The 14,431-nt window shown below is 65.7% G+C and carries 13 protein-coding genes; 9 read left to right on the top strand and 4 right to left on the bottom strand.

Annotation, left to right across the window (positions count from 1 at the left end):
- The first annotated feature begins 88 nt into the window (after positions 1 to 88).
- The 9 genes from NHH73_13725 to NHH73_13685 all read left to right on the top strand — a co-directional run bounded on the left by NHH73_13725 (position 89) and on the right by NHH73_13685 (position 10,076).
- Positions 89 to 982: a Lateral flagellin gene (locus NHH73_13725; GenBank protein USX29278.1), complete on the top strand. Its 894-nt coding sequence runs from the start codon at positions 89 to 91 to the stop codon at positions 980 to 982.
- A gap of 204 nt (positions 983 to 1,186) precedes the next feature.
- A complete protein-coding gene (locus NHH73_13720) occupies positions 1,187 to 2,071 on the top strand; it encodes a Lateral flagellin (GenBank protein ID USX29277.1) in 885 nt (294 codons plus the stop codon).
- Between the two features lie 213 nt (positions 2,072 to 2,284).
- Positions 2,285 to 3,178: a Lateral flagellin gene (locus tag NHH73_13715; GenBank protein ID USX29276.1), complete on the top strand. Its 894-nt coding sequence runs from the start codon at positions 2,285 to 2,287 to the stop codon at positions 3,176 to 3,178.
- Between the two features lie 98 nt (positions 3,179 to 3,276).
- On the top strand, positions 3,277 to 4,185 hold the full coding sequence (locus NHH73_13710) for a hypothetical protein (protein USX29275.1): 909 nt from the start codon (positions 3,277 to 3,279) through the stop codon (positions 4,183 to 4,185).
- A gap of 95 nt (positions 4,186 to 4,280) precedes the next feature.
- Positions 4,281 to 6,497 (top strand): tetratricopeptide repeat protein, encoded by a 2,217-nt coding sequence (locus NHH73_13705; GenBank protein ID USX29274.1) that lies wholly within the window; start codon positions 4,281 to 4,283, stop codon positions 6,495 to 6,497.
- Positions 6,498 to 6,551: 54 nt separating this feature from the next.
- The gene (locus NHH73_13700) at positions 6,552 to 7,502 is read left to right on the top strand and encodes a hypothetical protein (protein USX29273.1); all 951 of its coding nucleotides are present in this window, start codon (positions 6,552 to 6,554) and stop codon (positions 7,500 to 7,502) included.
- Positions 7,503 to 7,526: 24 nt separating this feature from the next.
- Positions 7,527 to 8,888: a chromate efflux transporter gene (gene chrA, locus NHH73_13695; GenBank protein USX29272.1), complete on the top strand. Its 1,362-nt coding sequence runs from the start codon at positions 7,527 to 7,529 to the stop codon at positions 8,886 to 8,888.
- Between the two features lie 5 nt (positions 8,889 to 8,893).
- Positions 8,894 to 9,304, top strand: a complete 411-nt coding sequence (locus tag NHH73_13690) for a hypothetical protein (protein ID USX29271.1) — start codon at positions 8,894 to 8,896, stop codon at positions 9,302 to 9,304.
- Positions 9,305 to 9,323: 19 nt separating this feature from the next.
- On the top strand, positions 9,324 to 10,076 hold the full coding sequence (locus NHH73_13685) for a class I SAM-dependent methyltransferase (protein USX29270.1): 753 nt from the start codon (positions 9,324 to 9,326) through the stop codon (positions 10,074 to 10,076).
- Between the two features lie 33 nt (positions 10,077 to 10,109).
- On the opposite strand, the gene NHH73_13680 is transcribed toward NHH73_13685, so the two are convergent.
- Genes NHH73_13680 through NHH73_13665 form a run of 4 tightly spaced genes read right to left on the bottom strand, consistent with a single transcriptional unit; the run spans position 10,110 to position 14,406 of the window.
- On the bottom strand, positions 10,110 to 12,197 hold the full coding sequence (locus tag NHH73_13680; GenBank protein USX29269.1) for a flagellar biosynthesis protein FlhA: 2,088 nt from the start codon (positions 12,195 to 12,197) through the stop codon (positions 10,110 to 10,112).
- On the bottom strand, positions 12,194 to 13,333 hold the full coding sequence (locus tag NHH73_13675; protein USX29268.1) for a flagellar type III secretion system protein FlhB: 1,140 nt from the start codon (positions 13,331 to 13,333) through the stop codon (positions 12,194 to 12,196). The genes NHH73_13680 and NHH73_13675 overlap by 4 nt, the downstream gene beginning before the upstream one ends.
- The gene (locus tag NHH73_13670; protein ID USX29267.1) at positions 13,326 to 14,114 is read right to left on the bottom strand and encodes a flagellar biosynthetic protein FliR; all 789 of its coding nucleotides are present in this window, start codon (positions 14,112 to 14,114) and stop codon (positions 13,326 to 13,328) included. The genes NHH73_13675 and NHH73_13670 overlap by 8 nt, the downstream gene beginning before the upstream one ends.
- Positions 14,115 to 14,133: 19 nt before the next feature.
- The gene (locus NHH73_13665; GenBank protein USX29266.1) at positions 14,134 to 14,406 is read right to left on the bottom strand and encodes a flagellar biosynthetic protein FliQ; all 273 of its coding nucleotides are present in this window, start codon (positions 14,404 to 14,406) and stop codon (positions 14,134 to 14,136) included.
- Positions 14,407 to 14,431: the final 25 nt, after the last annotated feature.

The raw sequence follows: 14,431 nt of genomic DNA, 5'->3' as shown, positions 1-14,431 counted from the left end.
TAATTACTTCGGGGCTACGGTCGTCTTGTCCTTGGGTGGGCGCAGGATAGCTGCGCTTACGCTGAAACCACCTACCAGGAGTCATTCGATGTTAAGCCTTCACACCAACTCCGCCGCCCTGTCGGCACAGAACTCGATCTCGCGCACGCAAGCGTCGCTGTCGACCTCGCAGACCCGTCTGTCGACCGGCTTCCGCGTCAACTCGGCCATGGACGACGCCGCCGGCCTGCAGATCGCCACGCGCCTGAAGTACCAGACCAGCGGCATGACCGTCGCCATGCGCAACACCCAAAACTCGATTTCGCTGATGCAAACCGGCGAAGGCGCGCTCGACGAGACCACCAACATCCTGGTGCGCATGAAAGACCTGGCCACCCAGGCCGCCGACGGCTCCTCGAGCAGCGCCGACCAGGCCTCGATGCAGTCCGAATTCGACGCCCTGACCAACGAACTGACCAACATCGTCGGCAACACCTCGTTCGGCGGCCAGAAACTGTTCAGCACCGACACGAGCACCGGCACCTCGACCTTCCAGAACGCCTCGCTGACGTTCCAGATCGGCGCCTCGTCGAGCGAAAAACTGACCGTCGACATGTCCTCGATGGTTGGTTCGATGCACAGCGCCATTGCCGCTGCCGCTACCGCCTACAGCGCCGCCGGCACCGCGTCGACCGCGATCGGTACCGAACTGACGGCCACCGGCGCCGCCAACAGCGCCATCAACCTGCTGGCCAGCGCCATCGACTCGGTGTCGAACCTGCGTTCGACCCTGGGTGCGACCTCGAACCGCCTGGAACACGTGTTCAACAACCTGGCCAACGTCTCGACCAACACCAAGGCCGCGGCGGGACGCATCATGGACACCGACTTCGCTGCCGAATCGTCCAACATGACATCGCAACAGATGCTGCTGCAAGCGGGCACCGCGATGCTCAAGCAGTCGAACAGCACCTCGTCGCTGGTCATGTCGCTGCTGCAATAATACTAATTTACAAAGTAATTGGGTACCGCGCCCGCAGCGCCGACGGCACTGCGGGCTTTTTTACGCCCATCCCCGCCCCTTCGGGCCCCTCCCTCAACAAATTTCCACAAAGCATTTAATATCTTCACGGCGTTGGTCGTCTTGTCATTAGGAGAGCGCGGAACAGCGTCGCTCCGACCGAATCCACCTACCAGGAGTATTTAGATGCTGAGCCTTCACACCAACGCCGCCGCCCTGTCGGCACAGAACTCGATCTCGCGCACGCAATCGTCGCTGTCGACTTCGCAAACCCGCCTGTCGACCGGCTTCCGCGTCAACTCCGCCATGGACGACGCCGCCGGCTTGCAGATCGCCACGCGCCTGAAATACCAGACCAGCGGCATGACCGTGGCCATGCGCAACACCCAAAACTCGATTTCGCTGATGCAAACCGCCGAAGGCGCGCTCGATGAGACCACCAATATCCTGGTCCGCATGAAAGACCTGGCCACCCAAGCGGCCGACGGCTCCTCGAGCACCGCCGACCAGGCCTCGATGCAGTCCGAATTCGACGCCCTGACCGCCGAACTGACCAACATCGTCGGCAACACCTCGTTCGGCGGCCAGAAACTGTTCGCCACCGGCGGCAGCGCCACGTTCCAGAACGCCAGCCTGACGTTCCAGATCGGCGCCTCGTCGAGCGAAAAACTGACCATCGACATGACCTCGATGGTTGGCTCGATGCACACCGCGATCTCGGCCGCCGCCGCCGAATACAGCGATGCCGGCACGGCACCGACCACGTCTGGCACCCAAATCACCACCGGCACCGCCGCCAACAGCGCCATCAACCTGCTGGCCAGCGCCATCGACTCCGTCTCGAACCTGCGTTCGACCCTGGGCGCGACGTCGAACCGATTGGAACACGTGTACAACAACCTGGCCAATGTCTCGACCAACACCAAGGCCGCGGCGGGACGCATCATGGACACCGACTTCGCTGCCGAATCGTCCAACATGACATCGCAACAGATGCTGCTGCAGGCGGGCACCGCCATGCTCAAGCAGTCGAACAGCACCTCGTCGCTGGTCATGTCGCTGCTGCAATAATAGTAATCTGCAAAGTAATTGGGTATCGCGCCCGCAGTGCCGACGGCACTGCGGGCTTTTTTACGCCCGTTCCGCCCGTCACCGCCCTTTCCGGCACTTATTTCAACAAATTTCCACAAAGCATTTAATATCTCCACGGCGTTGGTCGTCTTGTCATTAGGAGAGCGCAGAACAGCGTCGCTCCGACCGAATCCACCTACCAGGAGTATTTAGATGCTGAGCCTTCACACCAACGCCGCCGCCCTGTCGGCACAGAACTCGATCTCGCGCACGCAATCGTCGCTGTCGACTTCGCAAACCCGCCTGTCGACCGGCTTCCGCGTCAACTCCGCCATGGACGACGCCGCCGGCTTGCAGATCGCCACGCGCCTGAAATACCAGACCAGCGGCATGACCGTCGCCATGCGCAACACCCAAAACTCGATTTCGCTGATGCAAACCGGTGAAGGCGCCCTCGACGAAACCACCAACATCCTGGTGCGCATGAAAGACCTGGCCACCCAGGCCGCCGACGGCTCCTCGAGCAGCGCCGACCAAACGTCGATGCAAGCCGAATTCGACGCCCTGACCAACGAACTGACCAACATCGTCGGCAACACCTCGTTCGGCGGCCAGAAACTGTTCAACGCCGACACCAGCAGCACCACCGCCACGTTCCAGAACGCCAGCCTGACGTTCCAGATCGGCGCCTCGTCGAGCGAAAAACTGACCGTCGACATGAGCTCGATGGTCGGTTCCATGCACGCCGCGATCGCCTCGGCCACCGCCGGCTACAGCAGCTCGGGCACCGCCTCGACCGCCGTCGGCACCGAACTGACCGCCGCCAACGGCGCCAACAGCGCCATCAACCTGCTGGCCAGCGCCATCGACTCCGTCTCGAACCTGCGTTCGACCCTGGGTGCGACCTCGAACCGCCTGGAACACGTCTACAACAACCTGGCCAACGTCTCGACCAATACCAAGGCCGCCGCAGGCCGCATCATGGACACCGACTTCGCCGCCGAATCGTCGAACATGACGTCGCAGCAGATGCTGCTGCAAGCGGGCACCGCGATGCTCAAGCAGTCGAACAGCACCTCGTCGCTGGTCATGTCCCTGCTGCAATAATAGTCTTGCCTGTTCCGGCGACGGAACAGTGCGAACGGGAGCCAACCGGGTATGCGGTTGGCTTTTTTTTCACCGAATATTCGTGAAGGGCGAGCCCGATGGCCGTCGACCGCGTCAGCGCCTCCGGGCGTATCCAGCGCCCAGCGGCGCGCGCCGCCGCAAGGCCGGGCGTGGCCGCCGGCACGCCGCCGCTCGCCGCCGGCGCGGCATCGGCCCTGGGCGCCGACGCCGCGGAAGCGCTGCCGCTGCCGCTGTCGGGCCTCGAGACGCTGGCCGCCGCGCTGGCCGCCGCGCCGCAGCAGGAGGACGAGCCGTCGGCCATGCGCGCCAACCAGGTGTTCCTGTCGCGCCAACTGGTCTGGCAGACCCCCGACAGCGCGGCCATGGCAGCGTCGTGGCACACCATGGTGCGCGCCTACGGCGAGCGGCGCGCGGCGTGGCTGGAACAGGCCAGCGGCCGGCATGTGCCGTCGAGCCTGTTCATGGCCGACCACACGCCGGCCGCCATGCGCGATGGCCGGCAGCCACCGCCGCTGGTCACCGAGATCGAACCGTGGCGCTTCGCCGTGTTCGCCCGGGGTAACCAGCGGCTGGTGCTCAAGGTGGTGATCGAGGACGAGCAGCCCGGGCATGGCCAGCGCCGGCACGGGCGCGCCGCGCTGCGCCTGGAGCTGGTGCTGCCCGGCCAGGGCCGGGTGCTGGTTCAGCTCGAGACGGCGGCCGGCAACGGCGTGCTGCTCGAGCTGGCCACCGTCCACGCCTCGGCCATGCGGCATTTGCGCGGCACGCTGCCGCGCCTGGCGCTGCGTATCAACGGCTGCGGCCTGACCATCGTGCGCTGCCGGCTGCGGGGCGCGCTGGCGCCGGCCTGCGCGCTGCAGCCGAGCCGCGCGCAGGCGGGCGCGCTCAGTCCGGCGCTCTTCCGCGCCATGGCCGAAGTGGCGACGCTGCTGTCGCGCCCACCCGCCCAGGGGCACGCAACGCGCGACGCCCCTGGTAATCCTTAGTGACCCTTACTCGCCGCCTTCACTAGCCAGAAGGAATGTTGCTCAGGTATGATCAGTACACCGTCCCGTCCCGATTTCTCTTTCCTCTCTCATCTATGTCAACTTCATCCAACGTCGACCAGTTGTTCGCCCAGGGCGTTCAGTTGCACAGCGAAGGCAATCTGCCCCAGGCCTTGCAAGTGTACGAGCAGGTGTTGCGGCTCGCGCCCCAGCACTTCGACGCGCTGCACCACACCGGCATCGCGGCCTTCCAGAACGGAAACTTCGAAATGGCCGCCAGCTTTATCCGCTCGGCGCTGGCGGTCGACGCCGGCCACGCGGCCGCGCAGAACAACCTCGGCAACGCGCTGCGCGAGCTGCAACTGCTGGAAGATGCGCTGCGCTGCTACGACAAGGCGCTGGCGCTCGACGCCGACGATGCCCACACGCACTTCAACCGCGCCGTCACGCTGCAGTCGCTGATGCGGGTCGACGAAGCGCTGCAAGGCTACGACCAGGCGCTGGCGCTCGATGCCGGCGACGACCAGGCCTGGAACAACCGCGCGCTGCTGCTGTGGCAAACCAAACAATATGAATTGGCGCAGATCAACGTCGAGCAGGCGCTGGCGATCAATCCGGACAATATCGAGGCGCACAACAACCTCGGCAACATCCTGCAGGATCTGGGCCAGCCGGACGGGGCCGAACAAAGCTACCGCCAGGCGCTGGCCATGCTGCCGGACTACGCCGACGCCCATTACAACCTGGGCCGCCTGCTGCTGGCGGCCGGGCGCGACGCCGAGGCGCTGGCCTGCCACGAACAGGCCATCGCCCTGCATCCGCAATTCCTGCAGGCCCAGCGGCAGCGGGCGCAGGCGCTGCGGCGGCTGGACCGGACCGACGAGGCCGGGCACGCCGAGACCCAGGTGCTGGCGCTGCAAGCCGGGCTGGTGGCGGCCTACCGCAAGCGCGCCGGGGAGCTCGAACAACTCAGGCAACACGAATCGGCCGCCGCGCTGTACGCCTCCGCGCTCGAGTTCGATCCCGAGGACGACACGCTGCGCCGGGACCACGCGCGCGCGCTCGGCAACAGCCGCCAGCAGGAACAGGTGCTCACCAGCCTGCGCCAGGCGCTGGAACTGAAGATGGAACGCGCGGCCCTGCACGGCGCCCGCGAAGTGCTGGAAAACACGGACCAGGACCGCGACTACGAGTCGGCGCGCATCGCCTTCGAGAAACTGACCAAGCTGGCGCCGAGCAATCCGCGCGCTTACATCAACCTCGGCAGCATTTTGCAAAAGCTCGGCCTCGACGATCTGGCCATGGAGAATTACGATCGCGCGCTGGCGGTCGCCCCGAACTCACCGCTGGGCAACTGGAACCGCGCGCTGATGCTGCTCGCCCGCGGCGACTACGAGCGCGGCTGGGCGGCCTATGAGTGGCGCTGGAAAACTCCGGAGCTGCCGCTCTACAAGCACAAGCGCCACTTCCTCAAGCCGCAATGGAGCGGTCGCGAGCCGTTGCAGGGCAAGACCATCCTGCTGCACGCCGAGCAGGGTTTCGGCGACTCGCTGCAGTTTTGCCGTTACGCGGCGCTGGCCAAGCAGCGCGGCGCGCGGGTGGTGCTGGAAGTGCCGAAAACGCTGGTGCCGCTGATGGGCACGCTGGCCGGCGTGGACCAGATCGTCGCCGCCGGCAGCAGCTTGCCGGCCTTCGATTTCCACATCCCGCTGATGAGCTTGCCTTTCGCCTTCAAGACCCGGGTCGACACGATTCCATCGGCGCCGTCCTACCTGAGCAGCGACGCGGCCAAGCGCGAGCAGTGGAATGCGGTCCTCGGCCCCAAGACCAAGCTGCGCGTGGGCCTGGTGTGGAGCGGCAGCGCCACCCATGGAAACGACCACAACCGCACTTTGCCGCTGTCCGTGCTGGCCAAGGCCCTGTCGGACCGCTACGAATTCATCTGTTTGCAGAAAGAAATCCGGGCCGACGACCAGCCGCTGCTGGCCACGCTGCCGGTGCGCCAGGTCAGCGAACTGCTGCTTGACTTCGGCGACACCGCCGCGCTGTGCGACGTGATGGACGTGGTGATCACGGTCGACACCAGCGTCGCCCACTTGGCCGGGGCGCTCGGCAAGCGGGTCTGGATCCTGCTGCCGACGCCGTTCGAATGGCGCTGGCTGCAAGAGGGCGCGACCAGCCCGTGGTATCCAACGGCCACGCTGTACCGCCAGGAACGCATCGGCGCCTGGGAGCCGGTGATCGCCGCCGTAGCGGCGGACTTGGCCAGGGAAGCGGCGAACGGGGTTGCGGGGGTCGACGGGTGTGAATAATCCCGCCGGCCGCACATCCGGCAGCGGCCGGCAATCATTCGGAGAGGCAGCGAGATGGCCGTAGACCGCGTCGGCGCCACATTGCGCCCGCTGGGCATTCCAGAGCGGCAGTCCGGGCAGCCGGGGCCGGCCGTGCGCGGACCACTCGACGCGCGCGACAGCAACGCCCCCTACCCGGTCACGCCGCAGGCGCCGACCGCGCCGGGCCAGGTCGGCATGCCCTTCGACGGCCCCGACGCCCAGCCGCTGCAGCAGTCCGGGCTCGAGGCCCTGGCCGCCGCGCTGGCCGACCTGCCCAACGCGGCCGAGCCGTCGGCGATGCGGCCCAACCAGGTCTTCCTGTCGCGCCAGATGGTGTGGCAGCCGCCCGACACGGCCATGATGGCCGGCTCGTGGCAAACCATGGTGCGCGCCTACGGTGAGCAGCGCGCCGCCTGGCTGGAACAGGCCGCCGGCAAGCACGTCCCGTCGAGCCTGTTCATGGCCGAGCACACGCCATCGGCGCTGCGCGAGGGCCGCCCCGGCCTGCCGCTGGTGACGGAAATGGAACCGTGGCGCTTCGCCGTGTTCGCCTGGGGGGCGGAACGGCTGGTGCTGCGCGTGGTCGTCAACGACGACGAGGAGCCCGTGCCACCGCGCCGCAAGCGCGCGCGCGTGGCGCTGCGGCTCGAACTGATGCTGCCCGGCCTGGGCCGGATCGTGATCCAGATGGAACCGGCGGGCGGCAACGGCGTGTTCATGGAGGTGGGCGCGGCCCACACCTCGGCCATGCAGCACATGCGCGAAATCCTGCCGCACCTGGCGGCGATGGTCGGCCGCTGCGGCCTGACGATCCTGCGCTGCCGCCTGCGGCGCGAACTGCCGCCGACCAGCAGCGAGCACCCCTACCCCACCCGGGCCCACACGGCGGCGCTGACGGCGGCCGTGTTCAAGGCCATGGCCGAGATGGCTGTCATGCTGTCGCAGCCGCTGCCGCCGGACGACGTTTTTGTGGAAACCGCCTGATAGCGGCATGATAAACTCGCGCGCATGAGTGCAAAAGACATCGGACACCATACCGCCCAGGCGGCGCCGGAAGCGGTCAGCTTCGGCGCCGCTTTTCTGTATTGGCTCAAGCTCGGCTTTATCAGCTTCGGCGGACCGGCCGGCCAGATCGCCATCATGCACCAGGAGCTGGTCGAGCGGCGCCGCTGGATTTCCGAACGACGCTTCCTGCACGCGCTCAACTACTGCATGGTGCTGCCCGGCCCCGAGGCGCAGCAGCTGGCGATCTACATCGGCTGGCTGATGCACCGCACCCGGGGCGGCATCGCCGCCGGCGTGCTGTTCGTGCTGCCGTCGCTGTTGATCCTGATCGGCCTGTCGTGGATGTATATGGCCTATGGCCACACGCCGGCCATGGCGGGACTGTTCTACGGCATCAAGCCGGCCGTCACCGCGCTGGTGTTGCACGCGGCCTGGCGGGTCGGTTCGCGCACGCTGAAAAACGGCTGGCTGTGGGCGATCGCCACGGCCGCCTTCCTGGCCATCTTCCTGCTGGCGATCCCGTTCCCGCTGATCGTGCTGGCGGCCGGCCTGGCCGGCTACCTGGGCGGGCGCTACGCGCCGCAGCGCTTTAACAGCGCGGGCGGCCACGGCAAGGCCGCCGCGCCCGCGGGCCCGGCGCTGATCGACGACCACACGCCGCCCCCGGCCCACGCGCAATTCAGCTGGCGGCGCTGCGGCATCGTGCTGCTGGCGCACCTGGCCCTGTGGCTGGGCGGCATCGGCGCGCTGGTCGCCGTGTTCGGCACCGACGCGGTGCTCACACGCATGGCCTGGTTCTTCACCAAGGCCGCGCTGCTGACCTTTGGCGGGGCGTACGCGGTGCTGCCTTATGTGTTCCAGGGCGCGGTCGAGCACCATCACTGGCTCAGCGCGGCGCAGATGATCGACGGCCTGGCGCTGGGCGAGACCACGCCGGGACCGCTGATCATGGTGGTCTCGTATGTCGGCTTCGCCGGCGGCTGGAACACGGCAATCTTCGGCGCCGACGCTTTGCTGCTGTCGGGCGCGGTGGCGGCGGCGGTGGTCACCTGCTTTACCTTCCTGCCGTCGTTCCTGTTCATTCTGCTGGGCGGACCGTTCATCGAATCGACGCACGGCAACCTCAAGTTCACCGCGCCGCTGACCGGCATCACCGCCGCCGTGGTCGGCGTGATACTCAACCTGGCACTGTTTTTCGCCTGGCACACCCTCTGGCCCGACGGCTGGACCGGCGCCTTCGAGTGGCCGTCGGCGCTGATCGGGCTGGCGGCGGGTGCGGCCCTGTTCCGTTACAAACGCGGCGTGATCCCGGTCGTGGCAGCCTGCGGACTGGCCGGCCTGGCCTGGACGCTCCTACTCAAATGAGGCACATGAAAGCACATTTATATTCCGCAGTGATCCTGGCCGCGCTGGGCGGCTGCACCCTGCTCAAGCCGGCACCGAAGGCGGTGCAGACCTGGGAAAGCCCGGCCGCCGAGTATCCGGCGCTCTGCATGCTGATGCTGGAGGACGGCACGCTGGCGTTCAAGGGCGGCCTGCGGTTCTACCAGCCCGGCACATGGCGTCAGGATGCCGGCACCGGCATTCTGACGCTGACCCTGGGCGGCACCGAACCATTCCCGACGGATCTGACGAAGGTACAACTGCGCAGCAAGATCGGCGCGCTGACCGGCTACAACGCGCAGCGCCGCGAGCTGACCTACAGGGTCGCGCCGGCCACACCGTTCATCGCCCTGGCCAACTTTTACTTCTACCCCGCCAATACCTGCCATGCGAACTGAGGACTTAACCGGAATTGCCATGACCACCCATCCACTCTGCCCAGTATGCAACACCGAGACGGTCATCCACGACGTCGTCGATTTCAACAAAAGCTGCGAAGAAGCGCGTCAATTCTTCCTGCCGCTATCGGGACGGCCTATCTATTACAATCGCTGTCCGGGCTGCGCTTTCACGCTGGCGCCGGAGTTCGGCCAGTGGTCGGACCAGGAGTTCCAGGACCACATCTACAATGATCGCTACATCGACATCGATCCCGACTACGTCAGCATACGCCCCCGGGGCAACGCCGAATTCCTGAAAAAGTTGTTCGGGGAAAGCCGCAAGCAGATCCGCCACCTCGATTACGGCGGCGGCAGTGGCGTGCTGTCGAAAGACCTGCGCTCGCAGGGCTGGAACTCGACCACGTACGATCCGTTTCCGCGCAATGAGCGGCGGATCGAAGATCTGGGCAAATTCAATCTCATCACCGCGTTCGAGGTGTTTGAACATGTGCCCGACGTGTCTGAATTAATGCGCAACATCACTTCCCTGATGGAGGACGAGTGCGTGGTCATTTTTTCAACATTGCTATCGGACGGGCACATCACGCCCAACAGCCGGCTGACCTGGTGGTATGCCTCACCGCGCAACGGGCACATCAGCCTGTTTTCAAAGCGCAGCCTGGTGCTGCTGGCCGAGCGCCACGCACTGCAGTTCGGCAGCTTCAACAGCGTCACCCACTGCATCTTCAATCGCGTGCCAAGCTGGGCAATGAAACTGCTCGGCGGCTAGGCGCATACGGGCGTTCAGCCCGCTCCGCCCGGTCTATCCCACCGTGCCGATGATGCTCACTTCGCGGTTCTCGGGGATCTCGTTGTACGACAGCACGTGCAGGCCGGGCGCGAACAACCTGGCGTAGCGCGCCAGCAGCGGCCGGATCTGCGGCAGCACCAGCAGCAGCGGTGGCGTGGCCTGCTGCTTCATCTGCTCGCGCGCCACCGGCATGTTCACTTGCAGCTGCGCCAGCAGGTGCGGGTCGATCGGGTAATTGTCCAACACCACCTTGCCGCCCTGGCGCGCCTGGTTCAGCGAGCCAAGCAGCATGTTCTCCAGGTCGCCGCCGAGGTTGAAAGCCAGCATCTCGGTCTTTTGCCCGAACAGCCCGGTGACGATCTGGCGCCGCAGCGCGCAGCGCACCTCGGCCGCCAGCAGGATCGGATCCTTGGTGGTCTCCGAGCTGTCGACCAGGGTGGTGGCGATTGGCACGATATCCTTCAGCGAGACGTTCTCGGCCAGCAGCACGCGGAACACGCGCAGCATCTGCGTGTGCGTCAGCGCCTTGTCGAGCGAGGCGGCCAGCTTGGGCGACAAGGCCGTGAGCCGGTCCATCAGCGCCGGCACGTCCTCGTGGCGGAACAGTTCCGGCAGGTATTCGCGGATCAGCTTGGACAGGTGGGTGGCGATCGCGCTCGGCGCCTCCACCACCTGGTAGCCCAGCCCCAGCGCGTTGGCCTTCTCGCTGGTTTCGATCCACGTCACCGGCATGCCGTAGGCCGGCTCGATGCCGGGAATGCCGTCGATCTGGCCGTAAACATTCGGCGACGGGATCGCCATCAGGCGGTCGGCGAACACCTCGGCCTGGGCCACCACGCTGCCCGAGAGCATCACGGAATATTGCGACGGCTTGAGCCCGAGGTCGTCGCGCACGACGATCGGCGGCAGCAGCAGGCCCATCGATTCGGACAGGCTCTGGCGCACGCCGCGCACCCGCTTGGTCAGCGGCTCGCCGTGGGTCTTGTCGATCAGGCCGACGAGCTTGTAGCCCAGCGCCAGCTGCAACTGCTGCACCGCCGGCAGGCTGTGCCAGTCGAGCTCGGGCGCGCGGTCGTCGCGCAGCGCCGCCTCGATGGCGTCGATGCCGGAGGTGTCGGGCGCCTTGACCACCTGCCCCAGCTTCCAGCCGACATAGGCCAGCACGATGGCGAAGGGCGCGAACATCTGCCACGGCATGCCCGGCACCAGGGCCAGGATCAGCATCATGCCGGCCGCGCTAAACATCACCTGCGGCGACGTCAGCACCTGGTCGCCGACCTGCTTCTCGAAGTCGCCCGAGTCGGAAATGCGGGTCACCAGGATGGCCGAGGCGGCCGACAGCAGCAGCGCCGGAATCTGCGCCACCAGGCCGTCACCGATGGTCAGCAGCGCGTATTGCTTGAAGGCGTCGCCGAACGACATGTCCTGCATGATCGAGCCGATCGCCACGCCGCCGACCATGTTGATGATCAAAATCAGGATGCTGGCGACGGCGTCGCCGCGCACGAACTTGGAGGCGCCGTCCATGGCGCCGTAGAAGTCGGCCTCGGCGGCGACGTCCTTGCGCCGCGCCTGGGCCTTCTCCTGGTTGATCAGGCCGGCGTTGAGGTCGGCGTCGATCGCCATCTGCTTGCCCGGCAAGGCGTCCAGGGTGAAGCGCGCGGAGACCTCGGAAATGCGCTCGGCGCCCTTGGTCACCACCATGAAGTTGATGATCATCAAAATGACGAACACGACGATACCGACCACGTAGTTGCCGCCGATGACGACCTCGCCGAAGGCCTCGATCACCTCGCCGGCCGCGGCCGTGCCCTGGTGGCCGTGCAGCAGCACCACCCGGGTCGAGGCCACGTTCAACGTCAGCCTGAGCATGGTGGTGGCCAGGATCACCGTCGGGAACACCGAGAAGTCCAGCGGCCGCTTGGCCGAGACGGCCACCATGATGACGATCAGCGCCAGCACGATGTTGAACGTGAACATCACGTCCAGCAGGATAGGCGGCAACGGCAGGATGATCATCGCCAGGATCACCAACAGGAATATCGGTGTGGCGAACTTGTGGCGACGCGCTTCGGCGATCAACCGCTGGAATAAATTCATGACTGCTTAACCTCGCTCATGGATGTTGGGACGACGACTTCATTCGGATACGCCGGCTCGGCGGCGCGCCGCCCGGTACGGAATGCTTTCAATTGCAGCACATAGTTCAGCACCTGCGAGACCGCCTGGTACAGCTGCACCGGGATCTGCTGGTTGACCTGGCTGGTGTTGTAGATGGCGCGCGCCAGCGGCGCCAGCGCCATTACTTCGATCTTGTGTTCGGTGGCGATCTGGCGGATGTAGAGCGCCATCTCGTCGACGCCCTTGGCCACCACGTACGGCGCCTCGGCGCGGTCGTGGTCGTACTTCAGCGCAACCGCGTAGTGTTCCGGATTGACGATGACGACGTCGGCGCTGGGCACGGTCTTGCGAGCGCTGTTGCGCGCCAGCGCGCGCTGCAACTGGCGGATCCGGCCTTTCACCTCGGGGCGGCCCTCGGTCGACTTGTGCTCCTCCTTCTGGTCCTGCTTGCTCATGCGCTGCTGCTTGGCGAAGAAGAAGGCCTGCGCCGGCACGTCGATCAACGCGAAGATGACGAACACGGCGATCAACGCCATCAGGCCGTCAAGCATCAGGTTCGAGCCGTTCATCATCGCCAGCCCCATCGGCATGTGCTGCAGCTGCGTGTAATCCTTGACCGTCGAGCGGGCAACGTGGATCAGCACGGAAATCAGCACGCCGGCCTTAGCGATCGACACCAGCAGCTCGAAGGCGTGCTTGCCGCCGAACAGCCGGCCCAGGTTGGCGGCCGGGCTCATGCGGCTCAGCTTGGGCGCCCAGTGCTTGGTGCTCATCACCCAGCCGCCCGGCACCATCGCGCCCAGCACGATGAACAAGGGCACCACGAATAGCGGCAGCACCATCTTGATGAACAGCCACATGGCGCTGCCGAACACGGTCGACATCGCGTTGTCGATCGACCCGGTGCTGTCGAACGGCGCAAAGCTCTGGTGGAAGATTTCGTGGAACTCGGCCATATAGGTCGGCAACAGGTAAACAAACAGCTTCAGGCTCACCAGGATGCCGATCGCCGTCGACAGGTCGCGCGAGCGGACCACCTGCCCTTCGTCGCGCGACTTTTTCAGCTTCTGTTGGGAAGCCTTTTCTGTTTTGTCGCCGCTGCTATTGTCAGCCATTGGCGGCCACCTGCATCTGCTGGCGGATCAGCTCGAGCACCTGGTTGGTCATGCGCACGTAATGCTCGGGAATGAAGCGCACCACCTCGGCCAGCATCATCAGCCCAAAGATGGTGATCACCGAAAAGCCCAGCGCGAACAGGTTCAGGCTGGGGGCGACCCGGTTCAAAAAGCCGAAGCCGAGCTGCACCACCAGCGTGGAAAACACGATCGGGATCGCCAGCAGCATCGCCGCCGAGAAGATCCAGGCGACATTGTAGGCCACCGCGTTGAGCAGGATCGGCGCGTAGCCGTGCCCCAGCGGCCAGGCGCGGAAGCTCTGGCCGATGATGTTGGAGATCACCAGGTGGCCGTCGATGGCGAAGAACACGATGATCGACAGCACCGACAACAGCGCCGAGACCACGTCCGACGACTGGCCGTTCATCGGGTCGTTCATCACCGCCATCGAAAAGCCCATCTGCGACGACACCATAAAGCCGAGCACGCCGATGACCGACATGGCGAAGTGGAACGCCAGCCCCAGCACGAAGCCGATCAGCGCCTGCTCGATGGTGGCGACCACGCCGTGCATCGAGAACGGGTCGATCTGGTACCCGCCGACGCCGCCAGTGGCCGGCAGCATCAGCACCGCCAGCACCAGCGCGATCAGGATGCGCACCGTTACCGGCGTGACGGCCTCGCCCAGCACCGGGGCGCCGATGAACATCGCCAGGATGCGGCAGAACGGCCACCAGATGGCGGTGAGCATCGGCAGCAGCTGGGCCAGGACCGGTTCCATGTCGCGGGTCGGCGCGCGGCTAGCCGACCAGCGTGGCGGCGCGGGTGAAAATGGAGACGCAGAAGTCCATCAGGTAGCCGGCCATCCAGCGGCCCATCAAAATGATGGCCAGCAGGGTGACCAGCAACCTGGGCAGGAAACTGAGCGTCTGTTCGTTGATTTGCGTGGCCGCCTGCACCAGCGCCACCAGCAGGCCCATGATCAGGCCGGGCACCACCAGCAGGATCACCAGCAGCATGACGATGTGCAGCGATTCGACCACCAGGTCGACGGCAACTTCGGGAGTCAGCATGGGGCTAGCCTATCTTTATCTCTAT

The organism is Oxalobacteraceae bacterium OTU3CINTB1 (assembly GCA_024123955.1).
GTDB lineage: Bacteria > Pseudomonadota > Gammaproteobacteria > Burkholderiales > Burkholderiaceae_D > Rugamonas.
Note: the sequence above shows the minus strand (reverse complement) of the source record. Positions and strands in the feature narration are given on the sequence as shown.

What these genes read in the sequence shown, in the direction of transcription:
- NHH73_13725 (USX29278.1), top strand. Translation starts at nt 89, where the DNA reads ATGTTAAGCCTTCACACCAACTCCGCCGCCCTGTCGGCACAGAACTCG.
- NHH73_13720 (USX29277.1), top strand. Translation starts at nt 1,187, where the DNA reads ATGCTGAGCCTTCACACCAACGCCGCCGCCCTGTCGGCACAGAACTCG.
- NHH73_13715 (USX29276.1), top strand. Translation starts at nt 2,285, where the DNA reads ATGCTGAGCCTTCACACCAACGCCGCCGCCCTGTCGGCACAGAACTCG.
- NHH73_13710 (USX29275.1), top strand. Translation starts at nt 3,277, where the DNA reads ATGGCCGTCGACCGCGTCAGCGCCTCCGGGCGTATCCAGCGCCCAGCG.
- NHH73_13705 (USX29274.1), top strand. Translation starts at nt 4,281, where the DNA reads ATGTCAACTTCATCCAACGTCGACCAGTTGTTCGCCCAGGGCGTTCAG.
- NHH73_13700 (USX29273.1), top strand. Translation starts at nt 6,552, where the DNA reads ATGGCCGTAGACCGCGTCGGCGCCACATTGCGCCCGCTGGGCATTCCA.
- chrA (USX29272.1), top strand. Translation starts at nt 7,527, where the DNA reads ATGAGTGCAAAAGACATCGGACACCATACCGCCCAGGCGGCGCCGGAA.
- NHH73_13690 (USX29271.1), top strand. Translation starts at nt 8,894, where the DNA reads ATGAAAGCACATTTATATTCCGCAGTGATCCTGGCCGCGCTGGGCGGC.
- NHH73_13685 (USX29270.1), top strand. Translation starts at nt 9,324, where the DNA reads ATGACCACCCATCCACTCTGCCCAGTATGCAACACCGAGACGGTCATC.
- NHH73_13680 (USX29269.1), bottom strand. Translation starts at nt 12,197, where the DNA reads ATGAATTTATTCCAGCGGTTGATCGCCGAAGCGCGTCGCCACAAGTTC.
- NHH73_13675 (USX29268.1), bottom strand. Translation starts at nt 13,333, where the DNA reads ATGGCTGACAATAGCAGCGGCGACAAAACAGAAAAGGCTTCCCAACAG.
- NHH73_13670 (USX29267.1), bottom strand. Translation starts at nt 14,114, where the DNA reads ATGGAACCGGTCCTGGCCCAGCTGCTGCCGATGCTCACCGCCATCTGG.
- NHH73_13665 (USX29266.1), bottom strand. Translation starts at nt 14,406, where the DNA reads ATGCTGACTCCCGAAGTTGCCGTCGACCTGGTGGTCGAATCGCTGCAC.